22 protein-coding genes and 1 pseudogene are annotated in these 24,568 nt (G+C 66.3%); 10 read left to right on the top strand and 13 right to left on the bottom strand.

From position 1 onward, the window contains the following. Window positions 1–141: 141 nt before the first annotated feature. A pseudogene (locus tag RI03_RS07255) lies at window positions 142–1,454 on the top strand (M20/M25/M40 family metallo-hydrolase). Window positions 1,455–1,564: 110 nt separating this feature from the next. On the opposite strand, the gene RI03_RS07250 reads toward RI03_RS07255, so the two are convergent. Together RI03_RS07250 and RI03_RS07245 are read right to left on the bottom strand one after the other, a co-directional pair. Beyond that, window positions 1,565–1,975, bottom strand: coding sequence for a hypothetical protein (locus RI03_RS07250; protein WP_238542305.1), 411 nt, complete (start codon window positions 1,973–1,975; stop codon window positions 1,565–1,567). Between the two features lie 65 nt (window positions 1,976–2,040). Beyond that, window positions 2,041–2,526, bottom strand: a complete 486-nt coding sequence (locus RI03_RS07245; protein ID WP_010216229.1) for a GAF domain-containing protein — start codon at window positions 2,524–2,526, stop codon at window positions 2,041–2,043. Between the two features lie 235 nt (window positions 2,527–2,761). Between RI03_RS07245 and RI03_RS07240 the strand changes: the two genes are divergently transcribed. Further along, the gene (locus tag RI03_RS07240; protein ID WP_010216227.1) at window positions 2,762–4,459 is read left to right on the top strand and encodes a catalase; all 1,698 of its coding nucleotides are present in this window, start codon (window positions 2,762–2,764) and stop codon (window positions 4,457–4,459) included. Between the two features lie 70 nt (window positions 4,460–4,529). After that, window positions 4,530–5,096 (top strand): ankyrin repeat domain-containing protein, encoded by a 567-nt coding sequence (locus RI03_RS07235; RefSeq protein ID WP_010216226.1) that lies wholly within the window; start codon window positions 4,530–4,532, stop codon window positions 5,094–5,096. Between the two features lie 85 nt (window positions 5,097–5,181). Here RI03_RS07235 and arfB read toward each other — a convergent pair whose 3' ends face one another. Both arfB and RI03_RS07225 read right to left on the bottom strand, forming a co-directional pair. Then, complete coding sequence (gene arfB, locus RI03_RS07230) at window positions 5,182–5,586, bottom strand: alternative ribosome rescue aminoacyl-tRNA hydrolase ArfB (protein WP_010216224.1); 405 nt, start codon at window positions 5,584–5,586, stop codon at window positions 5,182–5,184. Next, a complete protein-coding gene (locus RI03_RS07225; RefSeq protein ID WP_010216223.1) occupies window positions 5,579–6,271 on the bottom strand; it encodes an RluA family pseudouridine synthase in 693 nt (230 codons plus the stop codon). Before RI03_RS07225 ends, arfB begins: the two co-directional genes overlap by 8 nt. 70 nt (window positions 6,272–6,341) lie before the next feature. On the opposite strand from RI03_RS07225, the gene RI03_RS07220 reads away from it, so the two are divergent. Further along, entirely contained in the window at window positions 6,342–7,127 is a 786-nt protein-coding gene (locus tag RI03_RS07220) for a M15 family metallopeptidase (protein ID WP_238542304.1), read from the top strand. Window positions 7,128–7,177: 50 nt separating this feature from the next. Here RI03_RS07220 and wrbA read toward each other — a convergent pair whose 3' ends face one another. Both wrbA and RI03_RS07210 read right to left on the bottom strand, forming a co-directional pair. Then, window positions 7,178–7,780: an NAD(P)H:quinone oxidoreductase gene (wrbA, locus tag RI03_RS07215; protein WP_010216220.1), complete on the bottom strand. Its 603-nt coding sequence runs from the start codon at window positions 7,778–7,780 to the stop codon at window positions 7,178–7,180. 40 nt (window positions 7,781–7,820) lie between these two features. Continuing rightward, window positions 7,821–8,519 (bottom strand): pirin family protein, encoded by a 699-nt coding sequence (locus RI03_RS07210; protein WP_010163148.1) that lies wholly within the window; start codon window positions 8,517–8,519, stop codon window positions 7,821–7,823. A gap of 136 nt (window positions 8,520–8,655) precedes the next feature. Between RI03_RS07210 and RI03_RS07205 the strand changes: the two genes are divergently transcribed. The 4 genes from RI03_RS07205 (at window position 8,656) to RI03_RS07190 (ending at window position 13,488) form a co-directional block, all read left to right on the top strand. Beyond that, window positions 8,656–9,558 carry a LysR family transcriptional regulator gene (locus tag RI03_RS07205; protein WP_010216219.1) on the top strand — a complete coding sequence of 301 codons (903 nt, stop codon included), beginning with the start codon at window positions 8,656–8,658 and terminating at the stop codon, window positions 9,556–9,558. A gap of 145 nt (window positions 9,559–9,703) precedes the next feature. Continuing rightward, on the top strand, window positions 9,704–10,408 hold the full coding sequence (gene ctrA, locus RI03_RS07200; RefSeq protein ID WP_010163146.1) for a response regulator transcription factor CtrA: 705 nt from the start codon (window positions 9,704–9,706) through the stop codon (window positions 10,406–10,408). A 234-nt stretch (window positions 10,409–10,642) separates the two neighbouring features. Further along, window positions 10,643–12,817 (top strand): alkaline phosphatase family protein, encoded by a 2,175-nt coding sequence (locus RI03_RS07195; RefSeq protein WP_010216218.1) that lies wholly within the window; start codon window positions 10,643–10,645, stop codon window positions 12,815–12,817. Further along, a complete protein-coding gene (locus RI03_RS07190; protein WP_010216217.1) occupies window positions 12,817–13,488 on the top strand; it encodes a hypothetical protein in 672 nt (223 codons plus the stop codon). The genes RI03_RS07195 and RI03_RS07190 overlap by 1 nt, the downstream gene beginning before the upstream one ends. Before the next feature lie 120 nt (window positions 13,489–13,608). Here RI03_RS07190 and RI03_RS22240 read toward each other — a convergent pair whose 3' ends face one another. Together RI03_RS22240 and RI03_RS07180 are read right to left on the bottom strand one after the other, a co-directional pair. Further along, window positions 13,609–14,019: a hypothetical protein gene (locus tag RI03_RS22240; RefSeq protein ID WP_010216216.1), complete on the bottom strand. Its 411-nt coding sequence runs from the start codon at window positions 14,017–14,019 to the stop codon at window positions 13,609–13,611. Between the two features lie 193 nt (window positions 14,020–14,212). Continuing rightward, the gene (locus RI03_RS07180) at window positions 14,213–15,889 is read right to left on the bottom strand and encodes an amidohydrolase (RefSeq protein WP_010216215.1); all 1,677 of its coding nucleotides are present in this window, start codon (window positions 15,887–15,889) and stop codon (window positions 14,213–14,215) included. A 154-nt stretch (window positions 15,890–16,043) separates the two neighbouring features. Between RI03_RS07180 and RI03_RS07175 the strand changes: the two genes are divergently transcribed. Continuing rightward, complete coding sequence (locus RI03_RS07175) at window positions 16,044–17,291, top strand: threonine ammonia-lyase (protein WP_010163141.1); 1,248 nt, start codon at window positions 16,044–16,046, stop codon at window positions 17,289–17,291. Window positions 17,292–17,475: 184 nt separating this feature from the next. Next, complete coding sequence (locus RI03_RS07170) at window positions 17,476–18,279, top strand: arginyltransferase (protein WP_010163140.1); 804 nt, start codon at window positions 17,476–17,478, stop codon at window positions 18,277–18,279. Between the two features lie 36 nt (window positions 18,280–18,315). Here RI03_RS07170 and RI03_RS07165 read toward each other — a convergent pair whose 3' ends face one another. From RI03_RS07165 to RI03_RS07145, 5 genes are all read right to left on the bottom strand, one after another. Further along, window positions 18,316–19,125 carry a transglutaminase family protein gene (locus RI03_RS07165; protein ID WP_010216214.1) on the bottom strand — a complete coding sequence of 270 codons (810 nt, stop codon included), beginning with the start codon at window positions 19,123–19,125 and terminating at the stop codon, window positions 18,316–18,318. Then, window positions 19,125–20,060, bottom strand: coding sequence for an alpha-E domain-containing protein (locus RI03_RS07160; protein ID WP_010163138.1), 936 nt, complete (start codon window positions 20,058–20,060; stop codon window positions 19,125–19,127). Before RI03_RS07160 ends, RI03_RS07165 begins: the two co-directional genes overlap by 1 nt. Continuing rightward, window positions 20,060–21,580: a circularly permuted type 2 ATP-grasp protein gene (locus RI03_RS07155; protein ID WP_051007244.1), complete on the bottom strand. Its 1,521-nt coding sequence runs from the start codon at window positions 21,578–21,580 to the stop codon at window positions 20,060–20,062. The genes RI03_RS07160 and RI03_RS07155 overlap by 1 nt, the downstream gene beginning before the upstream one ends. Before the next feature lie 81 nt (window positions 21,581–21,661). Next, on the bottom strand, window positions 21,662–22,510 hold the full coding sequence (bla, locus tag RI03_RS07150) for a subclass B3 metallo-beta-lactamase (protein ID WP_010216210.1): 849 nt from the start codon (window positions 22,508–22,510) through the stop codon (window positions 21,662–21,664). Beyond that, window positions 22,507–24,561, bottom strand: coding sequence for a protein-disulfide reductase DsbD family protein (locus RI03_RS07145; RefSeq protein ID WP_010216208.1), 2,055 nt, complete (start codon window positions 24,559–24,561; stop codon window positions 22,507–22,509). The genes bla and RI03_RS07145 overlap by 4 nt, the downstream gene beginning before the upstream one ends. Window positions 24,562–24,568 lie beyond the last annotated feature (7 nt).

The raw sequence follows: 24,568 nt of genomic DNA, 5'->3' as shown, positions 1-24,568 counted from the left end.
AAATTGCTCTTGCGACCTTCACAACGCCGGGCGGCTGGGATGGGGCCGACGCAATCCGGATTAATGACGGCACACCGTCTCCAGCCTCGCCCGTGCACACAAGCCCTTGATGCCAGACCGCTTCCCCGCCACGATGTGGGGATGCGCACCCTTCCCCTCGTCGCCCTTGCGATGCTCGCCTCCCCCGCTCTCGCCCAGACCAAGGCGAGTTCCGCACCCGACCCCGCGCGGCTGAAGGCGACGGTCGAAAAGCTCGTCAGCTTCGGCACCCGTCACACGCTGTCCTCGCCTGACGATCCCACGCGCGGGATCGGTGCGGCGCGCAAATGGGCGGGGGGCGAGCTCACGCGGATCGCGGACGGGTGCAACGGCTGCATCACCGTCGCCAACATCGCGCAGACGATGACCAACGCGCGGGCCCCGAATGGCGTCAACATCGTCGACGTGCTCGGCTTCCAGCAAGGGCTCGACCCCAAGCGCGTGATCATCGTCGGCGCGCATATCGACAGCCGCGTCACCGACGTGATGGACATCACCAAGGACGCACCCGGCGCGAACGACAACGCCTCGGGCGTCGCGCTGGTGCTCGAGGCCGCGCGGCTGCTGTCGAAGGAAAAGTTCCGCGCGACGATCGTCTATGCGGTGTTCTCGGGCGAGGAACAGGGGCTGATGGGCGCCTCGCTGCTCGCCGACACCGCCAAACAGCGCGGCTGGACGGTCTCGGCGATGCTCAACAACGATATCGTCGGCAATACGCTCGGGCAGAACGGCGACCGCGTCGCCGACCGGGTCCGGGTCTTTTCCGAAGGCATTCGCGCGTCCGACGATCTCCCGGCGCAGATCGCGCGGCGCGGCAATGGCGGCGAGGACGACGGCCCCTCGCGAAGCCTCGCCAAGGCGATCGACGGCGTCGCGCAGGGGATACCCGGCGGGCTCGACGTGATGCTCGATCGCCGCCCCGATCGCTTCGGGCGTGGCGGCGACCATGAGCCGTTCCTCAAGCTCGGTTATCCTGCGGTGCGCTTCTCGGTCGGCGCGGAGAATTACACGCAGCAACATCAGGACCTGCGCACCGAAAACGGCATTCCGTACGGCGACACGGTCGACAAGATGGACTTCCCGTATCTGGCGAAGGTGACCGCAATCAACGTGGCGACGATCCGCCGCCTCGCCGCTGCCCCTGCGGCGCCGAGGACGTGACGATCGCGGGCGCGCTTGCGACCGATACGACGGTGACCTGGCAGCCGGTCGTCGGCGCGGTCCGCTACCGCGTCCACCTGCGCCGCAACGATGCACAGGACTGGCAGAAAGTGGTCGAGGTGCCCGCGCCGGCAGTCACGACGATACTCAAGGACGTGATCGTCGACGACACGTTCGTCGGCGTCGGCGCGGTCGGTGCGGATGGGGCGGAAAGCCTGGTAACGTTCGCCGGGCCGGAACCGCGCAAGCGCTGAGGTGGAGGATTGCCTATTCGGCCTGATCTAGGGTCCGCTTCCCCGGCCTTCGCCGGGGAAGGGCATAGGATGAGCAGGTCGGGCGTCCTCGCGCGGTCGACGCGCCAGGGCTACTGCCGCCGCGAACGGATGCGATGACGGCTGCCGCGCTGCACCCGGGAGGATACGAGGCGGTCCCGATCGCCATAAGACCCTCCGCTCTGCACCGTAACGACGCTGCTGCCCCCGGCATCATACCGTCGCGCTGCCCCGTCGAGATACGCCCCGTTGGTCGCATAACTGGTTACCCCGCCGCGCGACACGACCGGCGGCAGGGTGACCACGGGCGGCTCGTCGACCCAGCCGTACCCGCCATTGCGTTCGGCCCGGTCGGTCGCGTCCCGCACGATCTGACTTGCGTCGACATAGACCGCCGGCCCCGTATCTTGTTGCCGTGGGGGCGCGGGTGACCGTTGCGCCTCACCCGTGGTCGCGCCGAACACCGCCGCAATCGCCACCGTCAAAACACCCAGACGTCGCATCAGATCACTCCCAGCAAAGCCTTGCCTGCCGGATCGGGATGAAGGTTCGGTAAACTCCGACGCGTTCAGCCCGCGATGCGCGGGGCGAGCAACGCCATCAGCGCCTCGCACCCGGCGGCATCCTGCGCATCGAACCGCGCGGCGCTCGGGCTGTCGAGATCGAGCACGCCGATCAGGCGGTCGTCATGGACAATCGGCACAACCAGTTCCGAGCGGCTTTCAGCGTCGCACGCGATATGGCCCGGGAAGGCGTGAACGTCGTCGACCAGCTGCGTCTTCCGGGTCTTTGCCGCCGTGCCGCAAACCCCATCGCCGAGCGCGATGCGGATGCACGCCGGCTTGCCGAGGAACGGCCCGACGACGAGTGCTTCGCCAACCATCCGGTAGAAGCCCGTCCAGTTGAGGTCGGGCAGATATTGCGAGATCAGCGCCGCCGCATTCGCCATGTTGGCGATCGCGTCCGGCTCGCCATCGGTCAGCGCATCGAGCGCCGCGTGGAGATCGCGATAGAGTTCGGCCTTGGAACTCTGATCGATCGAAAAGGCGTACATGGGGGTCTCCGGGATCATCGCAGGGAATGGAGGGGCCTGTAGAGCGGCACGCCTCCAATTGGTATCGCTTGCGCGATCGCGCCACCCGCAGCGACCGTGATCGGCCCGGACACTCGCTGTGATCGAGAAGTTCCGTTTCGGATTCACCCCCGCGTCCCGCAGGGGACGGCGCCGCGCGGTTCGTCGCCAGTTTCGATGCGACGCACCGATGTTGCCAACAAGGAATCCAATTTTGATGAACGCTACTCCACGCCATCGCCTTGGCGCGCTTCTCGCTGCCGCCGCCTCGACGGGCGCGATCGCCGCGCCGCTCGCGGCACAGACGCTGTCGCCCGCCGACACGCAGGTCGAGACCCGCATGACCACCGCCGCCGCCCCGACCGGCGCTGACAAGCCCGCTGCCGCACAGGCCGGCGTGAATGGGACGGTCGATGCCAAGGGCGGCGCGCACACCACCGCGCACGTCCAGATGACGCGCGACAACGGCGCACCGATCGGTGAGAACCGCCACAGCAAGGCGGCGGGCGACCTCGGCCCGGTGCTGATCGAGGATACCACGCTGATCGAGAAGCTCGCGCGGTTCGACCGCGAACGGATCCCCGAGCGTGTGGTCCACGCGCGCGGCACCGGCGCGCAGGGCGTCTTCACCGCGACCGCGGACATGGCGGGGATCACCAGTGCCTCGCTGTTCACCGCAGGCAAGCAGACTCCGGTGTTCGTCCGTTTCTCGACCGTGATCCATCCCTCGGGCAGCCCCGAGGGTCTGCGCGATCCGCGTGGCTTCGCGACCAAGTTCTACACCGACCAGGGCAATTGGGATCTGGTCGGCAACAACCTGCCAATCTTCTTCATCCGCGACGCGATCCAGTTTCCGGACATGATCCACTCGCTGAAGCCCTCGCCGGTCACCAACAAGCAGGATCCCAACCGCCTGTTCGACTTCTTCTCGGTGACGCCCGAGGCGACCAACATGCTCGCGCATGTCTATTCCAACCTCGGCACGCCCGCCTCGTACCGCACGATGGACGGCAACGGCGTTCACGCGTTCAAGCTGGTCAACGCCAAGGGTGAGGTGATCTTCGCCAAGTTCCGCTGGATCAGCCGCCAGGGCGTCCGCAACCTGAACGGTGCGCAGGCCGCCGCCGCCGGGTTCAACTATCTGACCGACGACCTGTACGGCGAGATTGCCAAGGGCAACTTCCCCGTCTGGGACCTGATGGTTCAGACGATGAAGCCCGCCGACTTCGCCAAGCTCGACTATAACCCGTTCGACGACACCAAGGAGTGGCTCGGCGTGCCGTTCCGCAAGATCGGCGAGATGACTCTCAACAAGGTGCCGGACAATTTCTTCGAGTACACCGAGCAGTCGGCGTTCGCGCCGTCGAACATGGTGCCGGGAATCGAGGCGTCGCCGGACCGGATGCTGCAGGGCCGCCTGTTCTCTTATGCCGACACGCAGCGCTATCGCCTTGGGGCCAACGCGCTGCAATTGCCGGTCAATCGACCGCTCGCGCCGGTCGCGAACAACAATCAGGACGGGACGCTGAATGCGTCGCAGCGCACCTCGGACGTCAATTACTATCCGTCCGCGACCGAGCCCAAGACAACCGATGCACGGTTCCGCGCCGCACCGTATCAGGTCAATGCAATGGTCGATGCCAAGGCCATCTCAAAGACCAGCAACTTCGCGCAGACCGGCGATTTCTACCGGGCGCTGAAGCCGCAGGACAAGGCGGACCTGATCGCCAACTTGGCGGGCGATCTCAACGTGGTCACCTCGGCCCGGACCAAGACGGTGATGGTCAGTTACTTTTACCAGGCGGACAAGGATTTCGGCACGCAGCTTGCGACCGCGGTCCACGTCCCGATGGCGGACGTAAGCCGCGCGGTCAGCGACTATCGCGCCGCCAATCCAGCGAAGCCCGCACGCTGAGCGACCGACCGGCGACAGCCCCTGACCGGGCTGTCGCCGGTACGCACCCGCCTTAATCGAAAAGACCGACATGACCCTGATTGCGATGCTTCTCGCCGCTGCCGCGCCACAGGCGGCGGCTACGGCGGCTACGCCTGCCCCGGCCTCGTCCCTGCCCTCCCCCGAGCGGCGACAGCAATTGCTGTTCGAGGCGGCGCGGCTCGGCCGGACCGACCTGATCGCGCCGCTGATCAAGGCGGGCGCGAACGCCAATGCCTATGACGACCGCGGCTTCACCCCGCTGATCCTCGCGGCGTACAATGGCCAGCTCGCGACGGTCGAAACGCTGATAGCGCAGGGCGCGGACCCGTGCCGCGCCGATCGCGACCAGGGCAACACCGCGCAGATGGGTGTCGCGTTCAAGGGCGACGACGCGGTCGCGGCGCGGTTGCTCAAGGCGGGGTGCAACGTCAACGCGCGCAACGGCGCAGGGCAGACCGCGTTGATGATGGCATCACTGTTCAACCGCACCAAGCAGGTCGAGATGCTGATCGCGGCGGGCGCGGACCGGGCGATCACCGACCAGTCGGGTCGCTCGGCGGCGTCGGTCGCGGCGGATCAGGGCAATGCGGCGATGGCGAAGCGAGTCGCGCGCTGAAGGGTTGTGGGGGGGGGGCGCTAGCAAGGGCTCCCCCCCCTTCCCCCAACCGTTCGGGTTGAGTGGCGTTCGTTACAGTAGGTCGTCAGTCCATGCTGACTCGCCCCCGCCCCGCCTTCACCACCGCGCGGCCCTTCTTCGAATCGACCCGGCGTGCCTTCGCCGCCTTGCTGGGCTTGGTCTTCACCCGCCGCGCCTGCCGTTCGTGCGCGCGTTCGAGCAGCTCGACGATCCGTTCGCGCGCATCGACCCGGTTCGCTTCCTGCGTGCGAAACCGCCGTGCGGTGACGACGAGCGTCCCGCCCGCGGTCATCCGGCTCCCGGCGACGGTCTTGAGCTGCTGATACGCCCAGGGTTCGAGCCCGAGCTTGAACACGTCGACTCGCAGCTGGACCGCGGTCGCGACCTTGTTGACGTTCTGCCCGCCCGGCCCCGAGGCGGCGAGAAACCGCTCCTCGATTGCATCCTCGGGCAGGTCGGTCCTAGCCATCGGACGGCGTTTCGGGCGCGACTGCCGCCACCGCCTCGCTCTCGCTGAACCCCGCCGCGATGAACCGCGCAGGTAGCGGTGCCTTCGCCACGATCGGCTCCTTGCCCGGCCGCGGGATCGTCAGTTCGGCGGCGTGGAGCAGCGTCTCGCCCCCGCCCGCGCCATAGACCGGATCGCCCACCACCGCCGCCCCGAGCCCTTCGAGCGCATGGACGCGGATCTGATGGGTCCGCCCGGTTTCGGGGATGAATTCGACGAAACTGCGACCATCCTTGACCGCGAGCACGCGCCAGTGCGTCCGCGACGCCTTGCCCTCGGGGCTGCCGATCATCCGCCAGCCGTCCTCGACCGTGCTCACCTTGGCGAGCGCGAGATCAATCAGGCCGCTCTCCCCCTCGACAACGCCCTCAAGCACCGCGAGATAGCGTTTGCGCACCAGCCCCTGCTCGAACGCCTGCTGCAGCCGGGCATGCGCCTTCGGGTTGCGCGACAGCAACAGGCAGCCGGAGGTATCGCGGTCGAGGCGGTGGACCGGGACCGGCCACCGCTTGAACCCGAAGGTCAGCCCGTCGAGGTGGTTTTCAAGGCTCAGCGAGCCGTCGCGCGGACGGTCAACCGGAAGCCCGGCGGGCTTGTCGATGACGAGCGCCTCGCCATCGAGGAAGAGAACATGGTTTGCCAGCATGGGCGCCTCTTGCCACCGCAAGCCCGCGCATGCCAGAGGCGCCGCGTCGACGACAGCGAGAAGACGTGGTTTGCAGGGTTTGAAGTCGACGATTCTCACCATCATAGTCCTGCTTCCGGGCGTCGCGGGGGCAGCGCCACTCCAGCCGCTCCCGATGCCGAGCGCCGATGGCCGGCTATTCGGGCATCTGCCCTATGGCGACATTGCCGCGCTCGATCTCGTCCCTGCCCCGCCCGGCTTCTCGATCGGCGCGACCTGCCGCATCAACCGGGATGCCGCTGCCGACCTTGCCCGCTTGCTGGTCGCGGCCGCGGATACACCGGGCGTCGGCACCAGCCTGCGCGCGGTGTCGTGCTATCGCGGTGTCGCGCATCAGCAGTCGGTGTTCTGCCGCGAGCGCCACCGCACCACCTGCGTCGATCCGTCGGACAGGGCGCGCTCGGTCGCGCCGCCGGGGTATAGCGAGCATGCAACCGGCTATGCGATCGACTTCGGCGTCCGCCCGACGCGCGGTTGTCCGGACGTGGATTATTGCTTTGCTTCCACCCCCGCCGGGCAATGGCTGATGGCGCATGGCCCCGAATTCGGCTTCGAACTGTCGTTCCCGGCGGCAAACCGACAGGGCGTGACGTGGGAGCCGTGGCACTGGCGCTGGGTTGGAACACGGGTCGAGGAGCCCGGCGCGGCAGTCGCGCGGCTGTTGTTCGCGCGCGCGCGGAACATGTATCCTGCGCTTCCCGCGGCGCGCGATGTGCTGGACGCGAATGCGGCGGCGGTTGCGATGCCGGCGGGGAGAATCGAGACGGTTCGCGCAAAGCTGCCCGACATAACCGGGGTGCGGGCGCGTCGTCGCTAGAGTATCGGTACGATACGTTCGGGGGGACGGCGAACCGTCCCCCCGAAAGCTTAGCCGAACAGCTTCGCCGCCGTCTCGGCGATGCGCTTGCCCTGATAGCGTGCGCCGTCGAGCTCCTCCTGCGCGGGCTGGCGGCTGCCGTCGCCGTCCGCAATCGTCGTCGCGCCGTACGGCGTGCCGCCGAGGACCTTGTCGACGCCCATCTGCGCCTTGAAGCCGTAATCCAGGCCGACGATCGTCATGCCGTGGTGGAGCAGGTTGGTGATGATCGAGAACAGCGTCGTCTCCTGCCCGCCATGCTGGCTAGCGGTCGAGGTGAACGCGCCGCCGACCTTGCCGATCAGCTTGCCGCCGAACCACAGGCCGCCGGTGGTATCCCAGAACGACGCCATCTGCGCAGGCATCCGGCCATAGCGGGTCGGTGCACCGACGATGATCGCGTCGTAATTGGCGAGCGCGTCGGGACCTTCGATCAACGGATGCTTGGTATCGGTCTTGAAGTGCGCAGCCTCGACGACGTCCTGCGGCGCAGTTTCGGCGACGCGACGGATGTCGACCTCGGCACCACCCGAACGCGCACCTTCGGCGACCGCGTCCGCCATCTGCTCGATGTGACCGTAGGACGAATAATAGAGCACCAGAACCTTGGCCATGGGAACTTCCTTCTTGATGAATACGGGGAGGAAAAAAGGCTTATTGCGAGTCGACGAGAACCAGTTCGGCGTCCTCGAGCGCGGTGATCGTCACGGTCTGCCCGCCATCGATCGCCGCACCGTCACGCGCCTTGAACGTCTCGCCCGCGATTTCGATCATCCCGGTTGCTGGGACGAGATAGGCATGCCGCCCGGGCAGGACTTCATGCGTGATCGTCTCGCCTGCGCGCACCATCGCCGCGAGGACACGGGCTTCGGCGCGGATCGGCAAGGCATCCTTGTCCTCGGCAAAGCCGCTGGCGAGCGTCACGAACTGGCCCGAACGGTCGTCCTTGGGAAACGGCTTGGCGCCCCACGATGGCGATCCGCCGGTGCGGCTCGGCTCGATCCAGATCTGGAAGATCGTCGTCTGCTCGGACTCGAGGTTGTATTCGGCATGCCGGACCCCGGTGCCCGCGCTCATCACCTGCACGTCGCCGGCGCCGGTCCGTCCCTCGTTACCGAGCGAGTCCTTGTGCGTGATCGCGCCTTTTCGGACATAGGTGATGATCTCCATGTCACGGTGCGGATGCGGCGGGAAACCGCTGTTGGCGGCGATCTCATCGTCGTTCCATACGCGGATCGCGCCCCAGCCCATGCGGGCGGGCTCGTAGTAATTGGCGAAGGAAAAATGGTGGCGTGCGTTGAGCCAGCCGTGGTTGGCGTGGCCGAGGCTTTCAAAGGATCGTTTCTCGATCATCGTGGATCTCCTGAAGGAACGCCCTGTTCCGTTGCCACCAAGATAGGCGATCAGATCAGATCGTAAATGGAAACACTGGAAACCGATCGTTTCCGAAGCTAAGGATTACGCGACCGTACCGACCGGAGCTTTCGCCATGCGCCTCCCCGACCTCGAAGCCTGGGCGATCTTTGCCAGCGTGGTCGAATATCGCTCGTTCAGCGGCGCGGCGGAAGCAATCGGCGTCTCCAAGGCGACGGTTTCCAAGGCGGTCACGCGGCTGGAGGCCCATCTCGGACAATCGCTGTTCCACCGCACGTCGCGCCGCCTGACGCTGACCGAGAACGGCAAGGCGCTGGCGGAACATGCCGGGCGGATCCTCGCCGAGGCGAACGCGGCGGAGGAAGCCGCGCTCGATGCGGCCAGCGCGCCGACCGGGCTGGTCCGGGTCGCCGCACCGATGTCGCTCGGGCTGCTCGCGATCGCGCCGGTCATCGCGGACTTCCTCGTGCTGAACCCGGGAATCGAGATCGACCTGCATCTGTCCGATGCGCGAGTCGACATCGTCGCCGAAGGGTTCGACATCGCCTTGCGAATCGCGACGCTTCCCGACAGCTCGCTGCGCTCGCGCAAGCTTGCGGACATGCGGATGCATGTCGTTGCCGCCCCTGCCTATCTCGCGTTGCGCGGTCGCCCCACGCATCCCGGGCAGCTGGGGGAGCATCGCTGCTTTGCCTATACCAACGTGACGTCACCGTGGCGCTTCGTCGGGCCGGACGGGACCGAGGTTTCGGTCCGGCTCAACGGACCGCTCGCCACCAACAGCGGCGAGGCGATGCTGCCCGCGCTGCGTCGCGGCCTCGGGATTGCAATGCTTCCCGAGTTCATCGTCGCCGAAGACCTGCGCGCCGGACGAATCGAGATCATCCTGGCGGACTGGGCGCCGCACACCGGCGCACTCCACCTGATGACGCCCCCGGGAACCCTGCGTCCCGCGCGCGTCGAGGGGCTGATCGCCTTCCTGACCGACCGACTCAAGTCGATTTGCGTGCAAGCGTAACCGCGTACGACTCAAATTGACTCATCTTAATCCCGGATTAATCGCAAATTAACCTTTTGCCTTCATTTGTGTTGAGGTTAATAGTTACTGCGAAGGTCGGTCGGGCCACAGGAGGTACCGACGCCTTGAAACGGGGAACAGCAAGATGCGTGTGCTGCTGATCGAAGACGAGCCGACGACCGCAAAGGCGATCGAGCTCATGCTGACGGCCGAAGGCTTCAACGTCTACACGACCGACCTGGGCGAGGAAGGCCTCGATCTCGGCAAGTTGTACGATTACGACATCATCCTGCTCGACCTCAATTTGCCTGACATGCACGGCTACGACGTGCTCAAGCGGCTTCGCGTCGCGCGCGTGCAGACGCCGGTGCTGATCCTCTCCGGCATCAACGAAATGGACTCGAAGGTCCGCTCGTTCGGGTTCGGCGCTGACGATTATGTCACCAAGCCGTTCCACCGCGAGGAACTCACCGCACGCATCCACGCGGTCGTCCGCCGTTCGAAGGGGCACAGCCAGTCGGTCATCCGCACCGGCAAGCTCGCGGTCAACCTCGACGCGAAGACGGTCGAAGTCGATGGGTCGCGCGTCCACCTGACCGGCAAGGAATATGCGATGCTCGAGCTGCTCAGCTTGCGCAAGGGCACGACACTGACCAAGGAAATGTTCCTCAACCATCTGTACGGCGGGATGGACGAGCCCGAACTCAAGATCATCGACGTGTTCATCTGCAAGCTTCGCAAGAAGCTCAGCATGGCCTGTGAGGGCGAGAATTACATCGAGACCGTATGGGGCCGTGGCTATGTGCTGCGCGAACCCGACGAAATGCTGGAATCCGCCGAAGTCGCCTGACACCCGCGACGCCGTTTCACGATCAGGATAACGCCGAGGCCGCAGCAATTGCTGCGGGCCTGGCCTTGTCGTGCGTCCGACGCCAGCCCTGACGCCGCGCTTTAAGTGACACCAAAACAAGTATTTACGTTACACTTCGTTTACCATACGTCACGTCTTGGTCATTTTTGCCATCTAACTGCACTGTCATACGGTCGCTGCCAGGGCACGACCCGTCACTCGTGGGGCTCCTTTATGAAGATGCATTCGGCCGTCGCTGCACTGTGCGCGACCAGTCTCATCCTGTCGGCCTGCAGCGGTGGCGGCGGTGGCTCCGCAGCGGCCCCCACGCCCACCCCGACCCCGTCGCCAACGCCTACCCCGACCCCGGTCGCAACCGCCACCCGGACGATCGTGATGGTATGGGACGGCCTGCGCCCCGATGACGTCAACGCAACCGACACCCCCAACCTGTATGCGCTTCAGCAGAGCGGCGTGAACTTCCAGGACAACCATTCGACCTACCCGACCTTCACGATGATGAACGGCTCGTCCTTCGCGACCGGGTCGTTCCCGAAGACGTCGGGCTTCTACGGCAACACTTTCTGGACCCCGCCGCAGGGCACCGGCAACACGATCCCGGCCGGCAAGACCGCAGCCGGGGCAACGCAAAGCTACACCGACCCGGTCTTCACCGAGGATTACCAGGTCCTCAACACGCTCAATGACTATTACGGCGGCCAGCTTCTGCTGGTGAAGAGCCTGTTCGCGACCGCGCAGGCCGCCGGGCTTACCACCGCCGCGATCGGCAAGTCGGGGGCCGCCTATATTCAGGATCTCGGCAAGGGTGGCATCTTCCTCGACGAGAACACCGTGCAGCCGCGCAGTCTCGTCACCGAATTGCAGGCAGCCAACATCGCGCTGCCGACCAATGTCGTGAACAATTACTCGGGCACCGACGCGGTGACGCTCGCCGGGACGAACGGCACGCCGACCGCGCGCGCCGGCTATGTGACCTTCGATACCAACGCTTACGATCCCAATGGCGCGATCACGATCCCCGCACGCGATTCGAGCGACACGACCCAGGGCGCGCCCGAGGACGCGGCCAACAAATACATGCTCAATGTCTTCACCTCGTACATCCTGCCGCAGAAGAAGCCGATGCTGTCGGTCATCTGGTTCCGCACGCCGGACAATGTCGAGCATGGCTATGGCCCGGGCTCGAGCAACGCGCGCGCCGGACTGAAGTCGCAGGATGCACGGCTGGGCGAACTGATGGCGGCGCTCAAGGCGCAGGGGCTCGACACGACCACCAACGTCGTCGTCGTCTCCGACCATGCGCATTCGAGCGTATCGGGACCGCTCAACCTCTACCCGCTCCGCGCGATCACCCCGTCCGCGACCACGCCCAATGGCCCGACCGTCAACGGCTCGACTAGCGGCACCAGCGCGGCGAGCTTCGGCGGAATCAACCCGTCGGGCTATTCCTTCTCGGGCGACGTCCGCTCGGCCGATCTGCTGACCTATCGCGGCTTCAAGGCCTTTGACGGCAGCGGTTGCTCGGTCAGCGCGATGTACGGCATCTCGGCGACCGGCACGCCGACCGTCCCGGTCCGGCTCGATACCAGCGGCTCGGTCTGCGGCACGGCAAACGCGAAATACCAGTCGATCAGCGCGACCGGAAGCTTCCGCGTCCCCGCCCCCGGCAGCTTGCCGACCAACGGCATCGTCGTCGCAGCAAACGGCGGATCGGATTACTTCTACGTGCCGAGCCACGACCTGACGACGATCCGCAACCTCGTCACCTTCCTCCAGCAGCGCGAGGAATATGGCGCGGTGTTCGTCGACAGCCGCTACGGGTCGATCCCGGGCACGCTGCAGATGAGCCAGGTCAACCTCGAGAATGCGACTCGTAGCGGCAACGGCCAGCCCGATGTCGTCGTCTCGTTCAATTGGGACGACCAAGCCGTCGTGCAGGGCAAGGCCGGGATCGAGTTCGAGAGCACCGGCGGCCAGCGCGGGATGCACGGCAGCTTCAGCCCAATCGACGTCCACAACACGCTGATCGCGGCGGGTCCGTCGTTCCGCAAGGGCGCGACCGTCATCACCCCGACCGGCAACGTCGACGTCGCTCCGACCGTCGCGTACCTCCTCCGCCTTGCGATGCCGCAGGCGGACGGGCGGATCATCAACGAGGCACTGGCGACTCCGGCAAGCGGCTCGACCCCGGTCGTGGCTGCCTCGGCAGTCTCCCCGACCGCGCCAGCGACCGGCCTGTCCTTCGAGACCGCGCTCGATCCGACCGGGGCCCGCAAGAATACCGCGCTGACGCAGGGGACCTATTCGATCACGCTGCAGGTCAAGGACCTGACGATCGACGGCAAGACCTATCGCTACTTCGATTACGCCAAGGCGGTCCGCCAGTAATGTCGAACCTGCCGACCACCGGATTGCGTGTCCTGTTGCCGCTGCTCGCCCTGGCCACTGCGCCGGGGCTGGCAGTGGAGCCCCCCCGCACGTTGTCGTTCGACCGCACGTTCAGCGCGGCGGAAGAGCCTGCGTTCCTTCACTACCACGTGCTGTTCGCCTCGAACGGCGCGGTCCACCGGATGGAACTGTGGCGCGACCATGATCGCTCGATCAAACGCGTCACCGACGCCGCGCTCGTCACCTACGCCACGCGCAAGGGCAAGGACGCCGGCTATACGCTCAAGGTGCTCGACCTGAAGCGCCGGATCAGCACGGTGATCGAACGCACCAATCTTTACCGGATCGGATCCTTCACCGACTGGTACGATCTCGGCCACGGTCTTCGCCACCCCAAGGGCGCGTACCGCCTGGTCGCCGCCAAGGCTCCCGCGGGGATGCCGCGGATCGGCCGGCCGTGTCGCTGGTACGACCTGATCGAGGGTCCGCGCACCACGCACGTCTGCTGGGACGAGCAGGCGAAACTGCCGCTGCTGATGGCCCCTGCAAGCGGCCCGCCGATCTGGCGCGTGACGGCGATCGACCAGCGGCCGATCCCGGCGGCGACGTTCGTCGCGGATGATAGCGGGTTCATCAAAAACGATGCCAATCGCGACATCGAGGCGGATTGAAATCGATGGGGTCGGACCGGCGAAACTCGCCTGTCCGACCCCATCTTTCTTTCACATCCGCCAAACAGCCCGCACCGTGCTCCGCGGCGATGCGAGGCGCGGCGCGGCGCGGGCGGCGCGTCAGGGCCTCTGGACGTTGACGAACGGGTCGTAGCTGTAGGGCTTTTTCGACATGCTGATTGTCAGCGTGTATTGATAGGATTGCGACGTCGCTCCGTTATTGATGACACAGGTCCAGTACTGGACGCCAGCCGCCGTCGTCGTTGAATGCAAGTTCTGGAAGATCTGCTGATCGACGCACTGCCCGGTGAACCCGGTGATCGAGATATTGTCGTCGGGATTGATCGGATAGATTGTCCAGACGAGAACATCGCCCGGCGAGCACGGCGTGTTCAGCTCGTTCCCGGCCTCGGCGGTGTTGAGATATCCCGTCGTATCGATCATATACAGGCCGGACGTGATGACGCCGTTGCGCGCCGTCGCCTGCGCGGTCTCGACGTCGACCGGAATCATGATGTTGATGGTTGCCATGTTGCTCTCCCGCTTGCTGGTCTGTTGAACTTGGGTATCGACGCATCACGCGCCGCGGGCTTTGCCTGGGCGGGGTCAAGATACCTGCTGGGTTCATCGTCTCAAGCGGAGACCAATCCGGATGGGTTGCATAACCGATCCGGATGGGTTGGATCTGTTGCAACGCGCGCGGTCGCGTGAGCCGCGCCTCGACTTACGGTCGCACGAACACCTTCTCCCCCCCGACCCACGTCTGCTCCACCCTGGTCGCGCGCAGGTCGCTCGGGCTCGCCAGCAGCGGATCACGGTCGACGATGATGAAGTCCGCGCGTTGCCCGACGCCGAGCCGCCCGAACTTCTCCTCGGCGAACCCGGCATAGGCCGCAGCCCCCGTGAACGCCCACCACGCCTGCTCGCGCGTCACGCGTTCCTCGGGACGCCAGCCGCCATAGGGCTGCCCGTCCGCCCCCTGCCGGGTGAACCCAGCCGCCCAACCGGCAAACGCATCAGGCGATTCGACCGGATAGTCCGACCCGAAGGCGAGCGTCGCGCCGTTGCGGAGCATCGAGGCCCAGGCATAGGCCCCCGCAAGCCGCGCCGTCCCGAGCCGCGCTTCCGCCATCGTCCGGTCGCTCGTCTCGTGCGTCGGCTGCATCGACGCGATGATCCCGTTCTTGCCGAAGCGCGGGAGGTCAACTGGATCGACGATTTGCGCGTGCTCGATCCGCCACCGCCGGTCACCGGTATAGGTCCCGACCATATCGTCGATCGCGCCGAGCACTTCGGCATTGGCGCGGTCGCCGATCGCATGGACCGCGACCTGATAATGGTCGACCGCGGCGCGGCTCATCAGGTTGCGCAGCACGTCGTCGGACATGAACCCCGCGCCCGACTGGCCCGGCGCATCGCTATAGGGGGCCTTGAGCCACGCCCCGCGCGACCCCAGCGCGCCATCGGCATAGAGCTTGACGCCCCCCATCCGCAACTTGTCGGCATACAGCCACGGCGTTGGGCCCGAGCCGCCGATCTTGACCGCGGTATCGACCCCGAACGCATAGCTCATGATCCGCACCCGCAACGCGCCGACGTCGCCCGCGCGACGATAGCTCAGCCAGTCGTCCATCGAGCTGCCCATGTCGCTGGTCGCGGTGATGCCGTGGCTGAGCAGGATCTCCTGTGCCTTCAGGAACGCGAAGTCGCGCTCCTTGGGGAGCGGCTGCGGCGCGGCCTTCGCGATCAGCTCGCGCGCGGAATCGACGAAAACACCGTTCGGCATGGTGCCGGTCTTCTCGATCCGGCCGCCCGCCGGCGCTGCCGTCTTGGCCGTGATCCCCGCCGCCTTCATCGCGGCGCTGTTCGCCCAGCCGGCATGGCCGTCGGCGCGCTGGAGCCAGACCGGGCGGTCGCTCACCACGGAGTCGAGATCGGCCGCCGTCGGGAACCGCCCGAGCTTCCACGCCTCCTGGTTCCACCCGCCCCCGACGATCCATTTGCGATCCGGGTTGGCGGCGGCATAGGCGGCGATCCGGGCCTTTGCATCCTCGAGCGAGGTCGTCGTCGACAGGTCAAGCTCGAGCGCGCGGAACCCGAGTTCCATGACATGCCCGTGCGCGTCGATGAAGCCGGGCAACAGCACCTTGCCCTTTTCGTCCGCGCGCCAATCGAGCTTGACCGGGCGCTTGTCGCTCGCGGACAGCAGCTTCACCACCTTGCCATCGGGCGTCATCACCAGGCCGGTGAAGCGGACGACCTTGCCGTCCTTGTCCAGCGTGATCCCGTTGACGTTGTCGATCAGCGCATCGGCGCTGGCGAGCGACGGTAATGCAAGAGCGGAGAGTGCGGCGCCGACGAGCAGCGGCGCGATCAAACGGGCGCAGGATGGGATGAGCATGGGCCTTGCGATAAGGCGTGTTTCTTCATCGCGCCAGATAGTCTAGGCGACGGATGCTCCCGTCTGTGCCGAGCCTGTCGAAGCACCGTCCGATCCTGCGGCGTGGGAAAGCAATTGGCTGCCCTCCCAGGCTCGGGGCGAACGGAAGTGAATGATGGCGACGCAAGCGAAGTCCGAAACCCTCCCTGTCACCCTCGCCGACGTCGAGGCCGCGCACGCCCGCATTTCGGACAAGATCGTCCGCACGCCCTTCTTCATCAGCCGCACGCTGTCCGAGCTCACCGGCGCGACCGTGTATCTGAAGTTCGAGAATCTGCAGTTCACCGCCGCCTACAAGGAGCGCGGCGCGCTCAACACGCTGTTGCAACTGCCCCCGGAAACGCGCGGCGTGATCGCGGCGTCGGCAGGCAATCATGCGCAGGGGCTTGCCTATCACGCCAACCGGCTCGGCATCCCCGCGACGATCGTGATGCCGACCAACACCCCGATCGTGAAAATCACCCAGACCGAAGGTCATGGCGCGACCGTCGTGCTCCACGGCGACACGTTCGACGCGGCCTATGCGCATGCGCGCGAACTCGAGTCCGAATGCGGGCTGACCTTCGTCCACCCCTTCGACGACCCGCGCGTCATCGCAGGTCAGGGCACAGTCGCGCTAGAGATGCTGCAGGACGTGCCCCAGATCGACACGTTCCTCACCCCGATCGGCGGCGGCGGGTTGATCTCCGGCATGGCGGTCGTTGCCGAAGCCGCCAGCCGTGCGCCGGGCGGGCATCGGATCGAGGTGGTCGGCGTCGAAGCGGAACTGTTCCCGTCGATGTACAACCGCGTCAACGGCACCAACATGCCGTGCGCAGGCGATACGCTCGCCGAGGGGATCGCGGTCAAGGAACCCGGAGTGATCACCGCGCAGATGGTCCATGCGCTGGTCGACGATATCGTGCTGGTCAACGAACGCAGCCTAGAGCAGGCGGTCAGCCTTTTGCTCCAGATCGAGAAGACCGTGGTCGAGGGCGCGGGCGCGGCGGGGCTGGCGGCGTTGCTGCAGCACCCCGAACGCTTCGCCGGGCGTACCGTGGGCGTGGTGCTGTGCGGCGGCAACATCGATACGCGACTCCTTGCCAACGTGCTGCTGCGCGATCTCGCGCGCTCGGGGCGGCTCGCGCGGTTGCGGATCCGGTTGCAGGACCAGCCCGGCGCCTTGTTCAACGTGGCGCGGATCTTCGATGCGCAGCGCGTCAACATCCTCGAACTCTCGCATCAGCGGATCTTCACCAAGCTCCCCGCCAAGGGCCTGTTCCTGGACGTCGAGTGCGAAACGCGCGACCGCGCGCATCTCGACCGGCTGACCGCAGCGCTGCAGGTTGCGGGCTATGTCGTGACGACGGTGGAACTCGCCTGAGATCGGAACGGTTTCGTTAACCAAATCCGGGTAACGGTCACGGTTATACGATCATGCTACCGTCCGGTCGTGCTTGATCGGGAAAATGGGTAAACTGGCTTTTCATCATGCCGACGACCTTTCATAACGCTATGCCAGGTCGAACGCACGCACGACGCCTACCTGCGGCAAAGGACAATATGCGGTGACTGCGCCCTTTCGTTTCCCGCGGTTCTTCGTCACCAGCCCGGCCCCCTGCCCGTATCTCCCGGATCGGCAGGAGCGGAAGGTTTTCACCGAATTGCGCGGCGATCAGGCGGGCGACCTCAACGATGCGCTCGGTCGGATCGGGTTCCGCCGCAGTCAATCGGTGGCGTATCGGCCGAGTTGTGCGGGATGCACCGCCTGCGTGTCGGTCCGAGTCGTGACCGCGGACTTCGTCGCGAATGCCACGCAGCGCAAGCAATTGCGCCGCAATCGCGATCTCGAGGTGACCGCGTGTCGCCCATGGGCAACCGATGAACAGTTCCAGTTGCTCAGCCGCTATCTCGGATCGCGCCATCCCGGCGGCGGGATGGCCGAGATGGACGAAGGCGATTATGCCGACATGGTCGAGCATTCGCCGGTCAACAGCTTCATCGTCGAATATCGCGAACCGTCGCTGCATGGCGAGCGTGGCCGCCTGGTCGGCGCGTGCCTGACCGACCAGCAGGCGGACGGGCTGTCGATGATCTATTCCTTCTTCGACACCGAACATGCGACCCGGCCCGGTCTCGGCAACCTGATCATCCTGGATCACATCCTGCGCGCGCGCGCCGTCGGATTGCCCTATGTCTATCTCGGCTATTGGGTGAAGGGGTCGCCGCGGATGCAGTATAAGATCCGCTACCGCCCGATCGAGGCGCTCGGGCCGACGGGATGGAGCCTGCTGGTCGACGAGAACGCCACCTTCGCGCCGCCGGCGGAAAAGTATTCGGTGGTGGCGGAGCAGCTCGTCGGGACGCGGTAAGAGACGAGGCTATTCCAAACTGCGTGGATGTCCGGGCTACTGCCCGTTCCCGCCCACATGCAGATCGACGTCGAGGATTTCCTCGCCCTCCCCCATCCGCGAGCCAGCCACCGGCGCTGCTCCCGCCGAATCGAGCGCGACCGCGACCCGGACGTAAGCGGTGTCCGCGCTCAGCCCGGTCGACGGATCGAACGCAACCCAGCCAAGCCGGTCGACATGCGCCTCGGCCCAGCCATGCGGTGCGGGCCGCCCGTCTTCCTTGCCCTGGCATACCGGACTGTACCCGGAAACATAGCGCGCCGCGATCCCGAGCGAGCGCGCTGCTGCGATGAACACCTGCGCCATGTCGCGTGAACTGACCGAACCCTCGGCAAACGCCTCGATCGCGGTCCGCCCCGCGATCGGCCGTCCGTGATCGAGCGCAAAGCGGCGTTTGACGGCGATGTTGAGCGCATGCAGCCGAGCCACCGCATCGGTTTCGCGGATATCCCCGGCGAAGGCGGTGATGGCGGCGTCGGGCGTCGTCAGCGGGGTGGTGCGGAGGAACAGCAGCGGCGGCAACGGTTCGTGTGCGCCGTGGACGATCCCGTTCGACGGGTTGGTCAGCACTTCGCCCGAAACCGCGATCTCCAGTTCCGAAATCGGCCCCGCGACGTACAGCATCGTGATGCGGTTGCCGAACCCGTCGCGACCGTGCCGCATCCGCGCGTCGCAATCGACGTGGAGGTTCCATCCCGTAACCGACTGGTCGTGCGTGTCCTCCGGGATGAGCCGAAGCATTTGGGTCAGGCGCGCCTGCGGCGCCGTGAAGCGATACGTCGTGCGATGATCGACCGAAAGCCGCATCAACCGAACTTGAACTGGCGGCCGACTGCGGTGTGCAGTTGCGCGTTTTCGCTGATGAAGCCTTGCAGATACTGGTGGAGCCCGCCCGCGATCACCACGCCCGACTTGGTCCGCGCGACCCGCGTCTGCCGCGCGCGCGCCATACGGTCGGCCTCGCCGTGAAGTCCGGTGCGTTTCGCCAGCAGGTTGAGGATGTCGACCGCTTCCTCGACCGAGGCGGCAAGGCTGCGCGGCAATTCGGTCCGCGCGATTAGCAGGTCGATCACGTTCGCCGGACGCAAGCCCTCCGAATAAAGCCAGCGATACGCGGTCACCGCGGACACGGTCTGGAGGATCGTCGTCCACTGGTCGCGATCGACCACGCCGCCGACACGTTCGCCCTCGGGCAGCAGGATATGATACTTCACGTCGAGCAGCCGCGCGGTGTTGTCCGCGCGTTCGATCGCCTGGCCCAGCCGGATGAACCACGTCGTCTGGTTACGCAGCATCCGGTGGATCGCGCCCTCGAACCCACGCGTCTCCGCCTTGACCGCCTCGACCAGGTTAAGCGTCGCCATCGCGCCGCCCGGGCTCGCGCGGTTGTCGAAGATCAGCCACGCGCGGTTGATCCCGGTCCACGCCTCGCGCGTCAGCGCAGTGCGCACCGCGCGGGCGTTGTTGCGCGCCATGTCGAGCGCGCGGACGATCGACCCGGGATGCGACGAATCGATCGTCAGGAAGCGCGCCACATTCGCTTGCGTGATCGGCTGCCCGGTCTTGGCGAAGGCGGCGTCGGTCTCGGTGACGGCGAGCGCCGAAGCCCATGCCGCCTCGCCCGCCGGGCGCGGCGACAGAACGTCGAGCCGTACGGTCGCCTCGACCAGGCGCGCGATGAAGTCGGCGCGCTCGACGTAACGGCCGAGCCAATAGAGCGAGGAAGCGGTCCGGCTGAGCATCAGCGCACCTGCTCTTGCGCTTGCGTCTGCGACGGAAACGAGGACTGGGACTGGGACTGGCTCTGCAGCGCCGCGCCATCCGGCTGCGCGCCATTGTCCATCAGCACGAAACTGTCCTTCGTCCCGCCGCCCTGTGACGAATTGACGACCAGCGATCCTTCCTTGAGCGCAACCCGCGTCAGTCCGCCGGGGACGACCTGCACGCCCTTCGACCCGGTCAGCACGAACGGGCGGAAATCGACGTGGCGCGGCGCGAGGCCAGCCTCGGCGAGCGTCGGGACGGTCGACAGCGCAAGCGTCGGTTGCGCGATGTAGCGATGCGGCTCGGCGATCAGGGCAGCCCGGAAAGTCTCGATCTCCGCCTTGGTCGCAGTCGGCCCGACCAGCATGCCATACCCACCGGAGCCGTCGACCAGCTTGACGACGACATGCTCGAGGTTGTCGAGCACGTATTTGAGCGCCTGCGGTTCGCGGCAGCGCCACGTCTCGACGTTCGGCAGCTTGGGTTCACCGCCCGAATAGAAACGGACGATCTCGGGCATGTACGAATAAATCGCCTTGTCATCCGCGATGCCGTTCCCCGGCGCATTGAGCAGCGCGACATTGCCCGCCGCATAGGCCGCGATCAGCCCCGGAACGCCGAGCATCGAATCCGGGCGGAAGACGAGCGGGTCGAGATAATCGTCGTCGATTCGGCGATAGATTACGTCGACCTTCACCAGCCCCGCAATCGTCCGCATCCACACGATGTCGTCATCGACCACGAGGTCGGCCGCCTCGACCAGTTCCACCCCCATCGAATCCGCGAGAAAACTATGCTCGTAATAGGCCGAGTTGTAATGGCCGGGGGTCAGCACGACGCATACCGGTGCCGCCACGCCGATCGGCGCAACCGACTTCATCGTTTCGAGCAGCTTGTCCGGATAGGAATCGACCGCCGCGACCCGGAACGACCGGAACAGCTCGGGGCACAGCCGCAGCATCGCCTCGCGGTTCTCGAGCATGTAGCTCACCCCAGAGGGCGTGCGCGCATTGTCCTCGAGCACGAAGAAATCGTCCGGCCCGGTGCGCACCAGATCGATCCCGCAGATATGCGCCCAGATGTCATGCGGCGGACGAATCCCGGCGATTTCGGGCCGGAACTGTGGATTGCCCAGGATCAGGTCGGCAGGAAGGATCCCTTCCGCAAGAATACGGCGCTCGCCGTAGATGTCATGGAGGAAGGCGTTGATCGCCTCGACCCGCTGGACGAGCCCTTCGGACAACCGCGACCACTCGTCCGCCAGGAAGATGCGCGGCACGATATCGAACGGGATGATCCGCTCGCTCGCGTCGCTCTCGCCGTACACGGCGAAGGTAATGCCGAGCTGGCGGAAGGTGGCCTCGGCGGATTGCTGCCGCCGCCGGAGTTCGTGCGAGGGCGTCTCCTCGATCCAGTCACCGAGCGCAGCCAGCTCGGCGCGCGGAATCGTGCTTCCGCCCTGTCCCATGATCTCGTCGAACGCGTGCCCCATCCCCATCGAACGATAAAGCCTCCAACTACGGGTCGGTTCCATGCTGCGGTGGATTGTTGCGCTGCACAAGGGGCTTTCGCGCGAAACTCAATGCTTGCGTTGCGTATTCAATGCAGTGGCATAGTCGACACGCGCTTCCGCGACGATCCGCGGTAGCAGCGTCGGGTCGACGAACGCCTGCGTCGCGCCACCATCGCGGCGTGCCGCGCGCCCAAGCACGTCGGCGAGTTCCGGGTGCATTGGCAGCACGATATCCGCCCGCATCGCGCCGAGCCGCGCGAAACTGCGCCGGTAATCGGCGGCGATCCCGGGATAGCCGCGGTTGGCGAGGAGATGATTCCCGGCGACGGTAATGCTGCACGGAAACACCACCTGCAGCGATCGACCGGCGTCGACGATCGGCAGCGTCCACGTCGTGCAGCCCGCGGTATGCCCCGGGGTCAGCACCGCGGTGATCGCGACGGCACCCACCCGCACCCGTTCCCCATTGCCGACGATGCGGTCGACCGGAACGGCGGGGAAGCGCGTGAAACCGTTGTCGTTGTCGGCTGCGTGCCGCCCCCGACGCAGTGCATTCGCGTCCCCCGCCGACGCGACCAGCTTCGCCCCGCTCCATTGCCGCAGATCGGCGAAGGCCGCGGCATGATCGAAATGCGCGTGCGAGTTGAGGATCCACTTCACCTGATGCGGCTGCACCCCGATCGCGCGGAGGTTGCGCTTCACTTGTCCCGCCGCATCCTCCATCGGCCCGCTGACGAGGATCGTGCCGTCGTGCGTGACGACCGCGTACGCCGCAAGCCCGCGCGTTCCGACGTACCATATCGGCCCTGCCACCTTGAACGGCCGGATCGGTTGCGACCATTCCGGCGGGTTCTCCGCCATCACCGGCGCGGCAAACACAAGCGCAGCGAGCGCACAGGAAACCCAGCGTTTCATAGCCCGGCGAGCATCGCAGAGGTCAGCACCTGCGGCAAGACGCGCGGTTCGGCAGAGCCGGGCGCGTAATAGAGGTACAAAGGCACGCCCGCGCGGTTATGCGCCTCGATGAACCGCCCCATTACCGGGTCGCCATTGGTCCAGTCCCCGATCAGCACCGCGACCTTGTGGTCGGCGAACGCCTTGCGCGTCGCGTCGGTCTCGATCGCGGCCTTCTCGTTGACCTTGCACGTCAGGCACCAGTCCGCGGTGAAATAGACGAACACCGGCCGCCCCGCCTTCTGCAATGTCGCGAGCCGTGCCTCGCTGAACGGCTCCGCCCCGCCCGGCACCGTTGCGACCGCAGCGACGCTGTCGGGACGCCGCCCGGCGATCAGCAGCGCGCTCGCGATGACGGTGGCCAGCAGCAACACCGTGACGACCGGACCGATCGCAAGCCCCTTCGCCTGCCGGACGCCGCCGACCCACAACAACACCGCGAGCACGAACGCGACGAGTAGACCGATCGCCATGCCGTTGACCCCCGCCTCATGCCCGAGCACCCAGGCAAGCGCGATCGCGGTCAGCCACATCGGGATCGCGAGGATCCGGCGGAACGTCTCCATCCACAGCCCCGGCTTGGGCAGCCGCCGCCGCAACGCAGGCACGAACCCGAGCGCGAGAAACGGCAACGCCAGCCCCAACCCGAGCCCCGCGAACACCGCCAGGGCAGCAGGCCACGGCAGCACCAGCGCCGCCCCCAGCGCCGCTCCCATGAACGGCCCGGTGCACGGCGTCGCGATGAACGCCGCGAGCGCGCCGGTCGCGAACGCGCCGCTCGCGCCACCGCTGCGGTTGACGAACGACGGTGTCGGAAGTTCGAATAGCCCGCTTAGGTTGAGCGCAAGCGCGACCGTGAGCAGCAACAGCACGACGATCGCGCGCGGATCCTGCAACTGGAACGCCCAGCCGACCGCCGTCCCGCCCGCGCGCAACCCGAGGATGATCCCGCCCAGCGCAACGCACACTGCGATCACCCCGGCGGCATAGGCCAGCGCCTCCTGCCGCGCCGCGCGTTCGTCGAGATGCCCGCGTGCGAGGCTCAGCGCCTTGAGGCTGAGGATCGGGAAGACGCACGGCATGATGTTGAGAATCAGCCCACCCAGCATAGCGCCGGCAAAGGCGATCAGCGTCGCGCTGAGGACACCGCCGCTGACCGGATGCGCTACGGTGGCGGACGCGGCGACCCGGCCGGGTGCTGCGGTCACGACCAGACCCTGCTGCGCGCCGATCTGGAGAACGCCCTCGAGCGCTCCGGTCGATGCCCCGTTGGGGGAAGCTTTGGTCTCGATCACGATGCGGTCTCGATCCTGCGTGACCGATTGCGGCGCGGCGTAGTCAATCAGCCCGGTCGTGACGGGATAGAAATAGGCCTGCCCAAGCGGCGCGCCCGCCGGATAGGGTACCGCGATCCTGACCTTGCCGCCTGCGATTTGAAACGATCCGCGCGCATCCAGCGGCTTGGGCACCGCGCGCCGCCACGCATCGAACCGCGCGCGCGCCTCGGGCGTGATCGCGCCATCGCCGACCACGAGGTCGATCGCGAGCTCGGCGGATTCAGGAACACACACTTCGGCGGAGCAGACGAGATAATTGGTCTTGAGCCGCACCGGCAACGCGGTCCCGACCGCCAGCCCCGCCGTAATCTTCAGCGTAACCAGCGGTGCGTACGGCTTTTCGAACACGTAGTTCATCAGGTCCGCGACGATCAGCCGTCCGGGTACGGGGTAAGCGGGCACGCTCGCGGTGACACCCTTGGGCAGGGTCCAGTCGAGCTTCGCTGGGAAGCCCGCGTCCCCCGGGTTCTGCCAATACCCGTGCCAGCCGGGAGCCGGAACGCTCGCCAGCGCGACCGTGACGCTGCTTCCGGCAGCGGGGGCACTGGTTTCCGCAACCAATGAAATCGCGAGGTGCGCCTTGGTGGCAGCAGGATTGGTGCCTTGCGCTTGCGCGACACCGCCCAACAACAGTAGCGCGAGAACCGTAACCACTACGTCATGAAACCAGCGCATCGCACGT

The sequence above is a fragment of the Sphingomonas sp. PAMC 26621 genome, from assembly GCF_000251145.1.
Classification (GTDB): Bacteria; Pseudomonadota; Alphaproteobacteria; order Sphingomonadales; family Sphingomonadaceae; genus Sphingomonas.
This window is presented reverse-complemented; position numbering and strand designations above follow the sequence as displayed.

Excerpts from the sequence above, each read along its gene's own strand:
- RI03_RS07225 (WP_010216223.1), bottom strand. The coding sequence starts at position 6,271 with ATGCTGGCAAACCATGTTCTCTTCCTCGATGGCGAGGCGCTCGTCATC.
- bla (WP_010216210.1), bottom strand. The coding sequence starts at position 22,510 with ATGAAACGCTGGGTTTCCTGTGCGCTCGCTGCGCTTGTGTTTGCCGCG.
- RI03_RS07160 (WP_010163138.1), bottom strand. The coding sequence starts at position 20,060 with ATGCTCAGCCGGACCGCTTCCTCGCTCTATTGGCTCGGCCGTTACGTC.
- RI03_RS07235 (WP_010216226.1), top strand. The coding sequence starts at position 4,530 with ATGACCCTGATTGCGATGCTTCTCGCCGCTGCCGCGCCACAGGCGGCG.
- RI03_RS07205 (WP_010216219.1), top strand. The coding sequence starts at position 8,656 with ATGCGCCTCCCCGACCTCGAAGCCTGGGCGATCTTTGCCAGCGTGGTC.
- RI03_RS07195 (WP_010216218.1), top strand. The coding sequence starts at position 10,643 with ATGAAGATGCATTCGGCCGTCGCTGCACTGTGCGCGACCAGTCTCATC.
- RI03_RS07245 (WP_010216229.1), bottom strand. The coding sequence starts at position 2,526 with ATGTACGCCTTTTCGATCGATCAGAGTTCCAAGGCCGAACTCTATCGC.
- RI03_RS07165 (WP_010216214.1), bottom strand. The coding sequence starts at position 19,125 with ATGCGGCTTTCGGTCGATCATCGCACGACGTATCGCTTCACGGCGCCG.
- RI03_RS22240 (WP_010216216.1), bottom strand. The coding sequence starts at position 14,019 with ATGGCAACCATCAACATCATGATTCCGGTCGACGTCGAGACCGCGCAG.
- RI03_RS07190 (WP_010216217.1), top strand. The coding sequence starts at position 12,817 with ATGTCGAACCTGCCGACCACCGGATTGCGTGTCCTGTTGCCGCTGCTC.
- RI03_RS07145 (WP_010216208.1), bottom strand. The coding sequence starts at position 24,561 with ATGCGCTGGTTTCATGACGTAGTGGTTACGGTTCTCGCGCTACTGTTG.
- RI03_RS07210 (WP_010163148.1), bottom strand. The coding sequence starts at position 8,519 with ATGATCGAGAAACGATCCTTTGAAAGCCTCGGCCACGCCAACCACGGC.
- RI03_RS07240 (WP_010216227.1), top strand. The coding sequence starts at position 2,762 with ATGAACGCTACTCCACGCCATCGCCTTGGCGCGCTTCTCGCTGCCGCC.
- RI03_RS07155 (WP_051007244.1), bottom strand. The coding sequence starts at position 21,580 with ATGGGGATGGGGCACGCGTTCGACGAGATCATGGGACAGGGCGGAAGC.
- RI03_RS07175 (WP_010163141.1), top strand. The coding sequence starts at position 16,044 with ATGGCGACGCAAGCGAAGTCCGAAACCCTCCCTGTCACCCTCGCCGAC.
- arfB (WP_010216224.1), bottom strand. The coding sequence starts at position 5,586 with ATGGCTAGGACCGACCTGCCCGAGGATGCAATCGAGGAGCGGTTTCTC.
- RI03_RS07250 (WP_238542305.1), bottom strand. The coding sequence starts at position 1,975 with ATGCGACGTCTGGGTGTTTTGACGGTGGCGATTGCGGCGGTGTTCGGC.
- wrbA (WP_010216220.1), bottom strand. The coding sequence starts at position 7,780 with ATGGCCAAGGTTCTGGTGCTCTATTATTCGTCCTACGGTCACATCGAG.
- ctrA (WP_010163146.1), top strand. The coding sequence starts at position 9,704 with ATGCGTGTGCTGCTGATCGAAGACGAGCCGACGACCGCAAAGGCGATC.
- RI03_RS07180 (WP_010216215.1), bottom strand. The coding sequence starts at position 15,889 with ATGCTCATCCCATCCTGCGCCCGTTTGATCGCGCCGCTGCTCGTCGGC.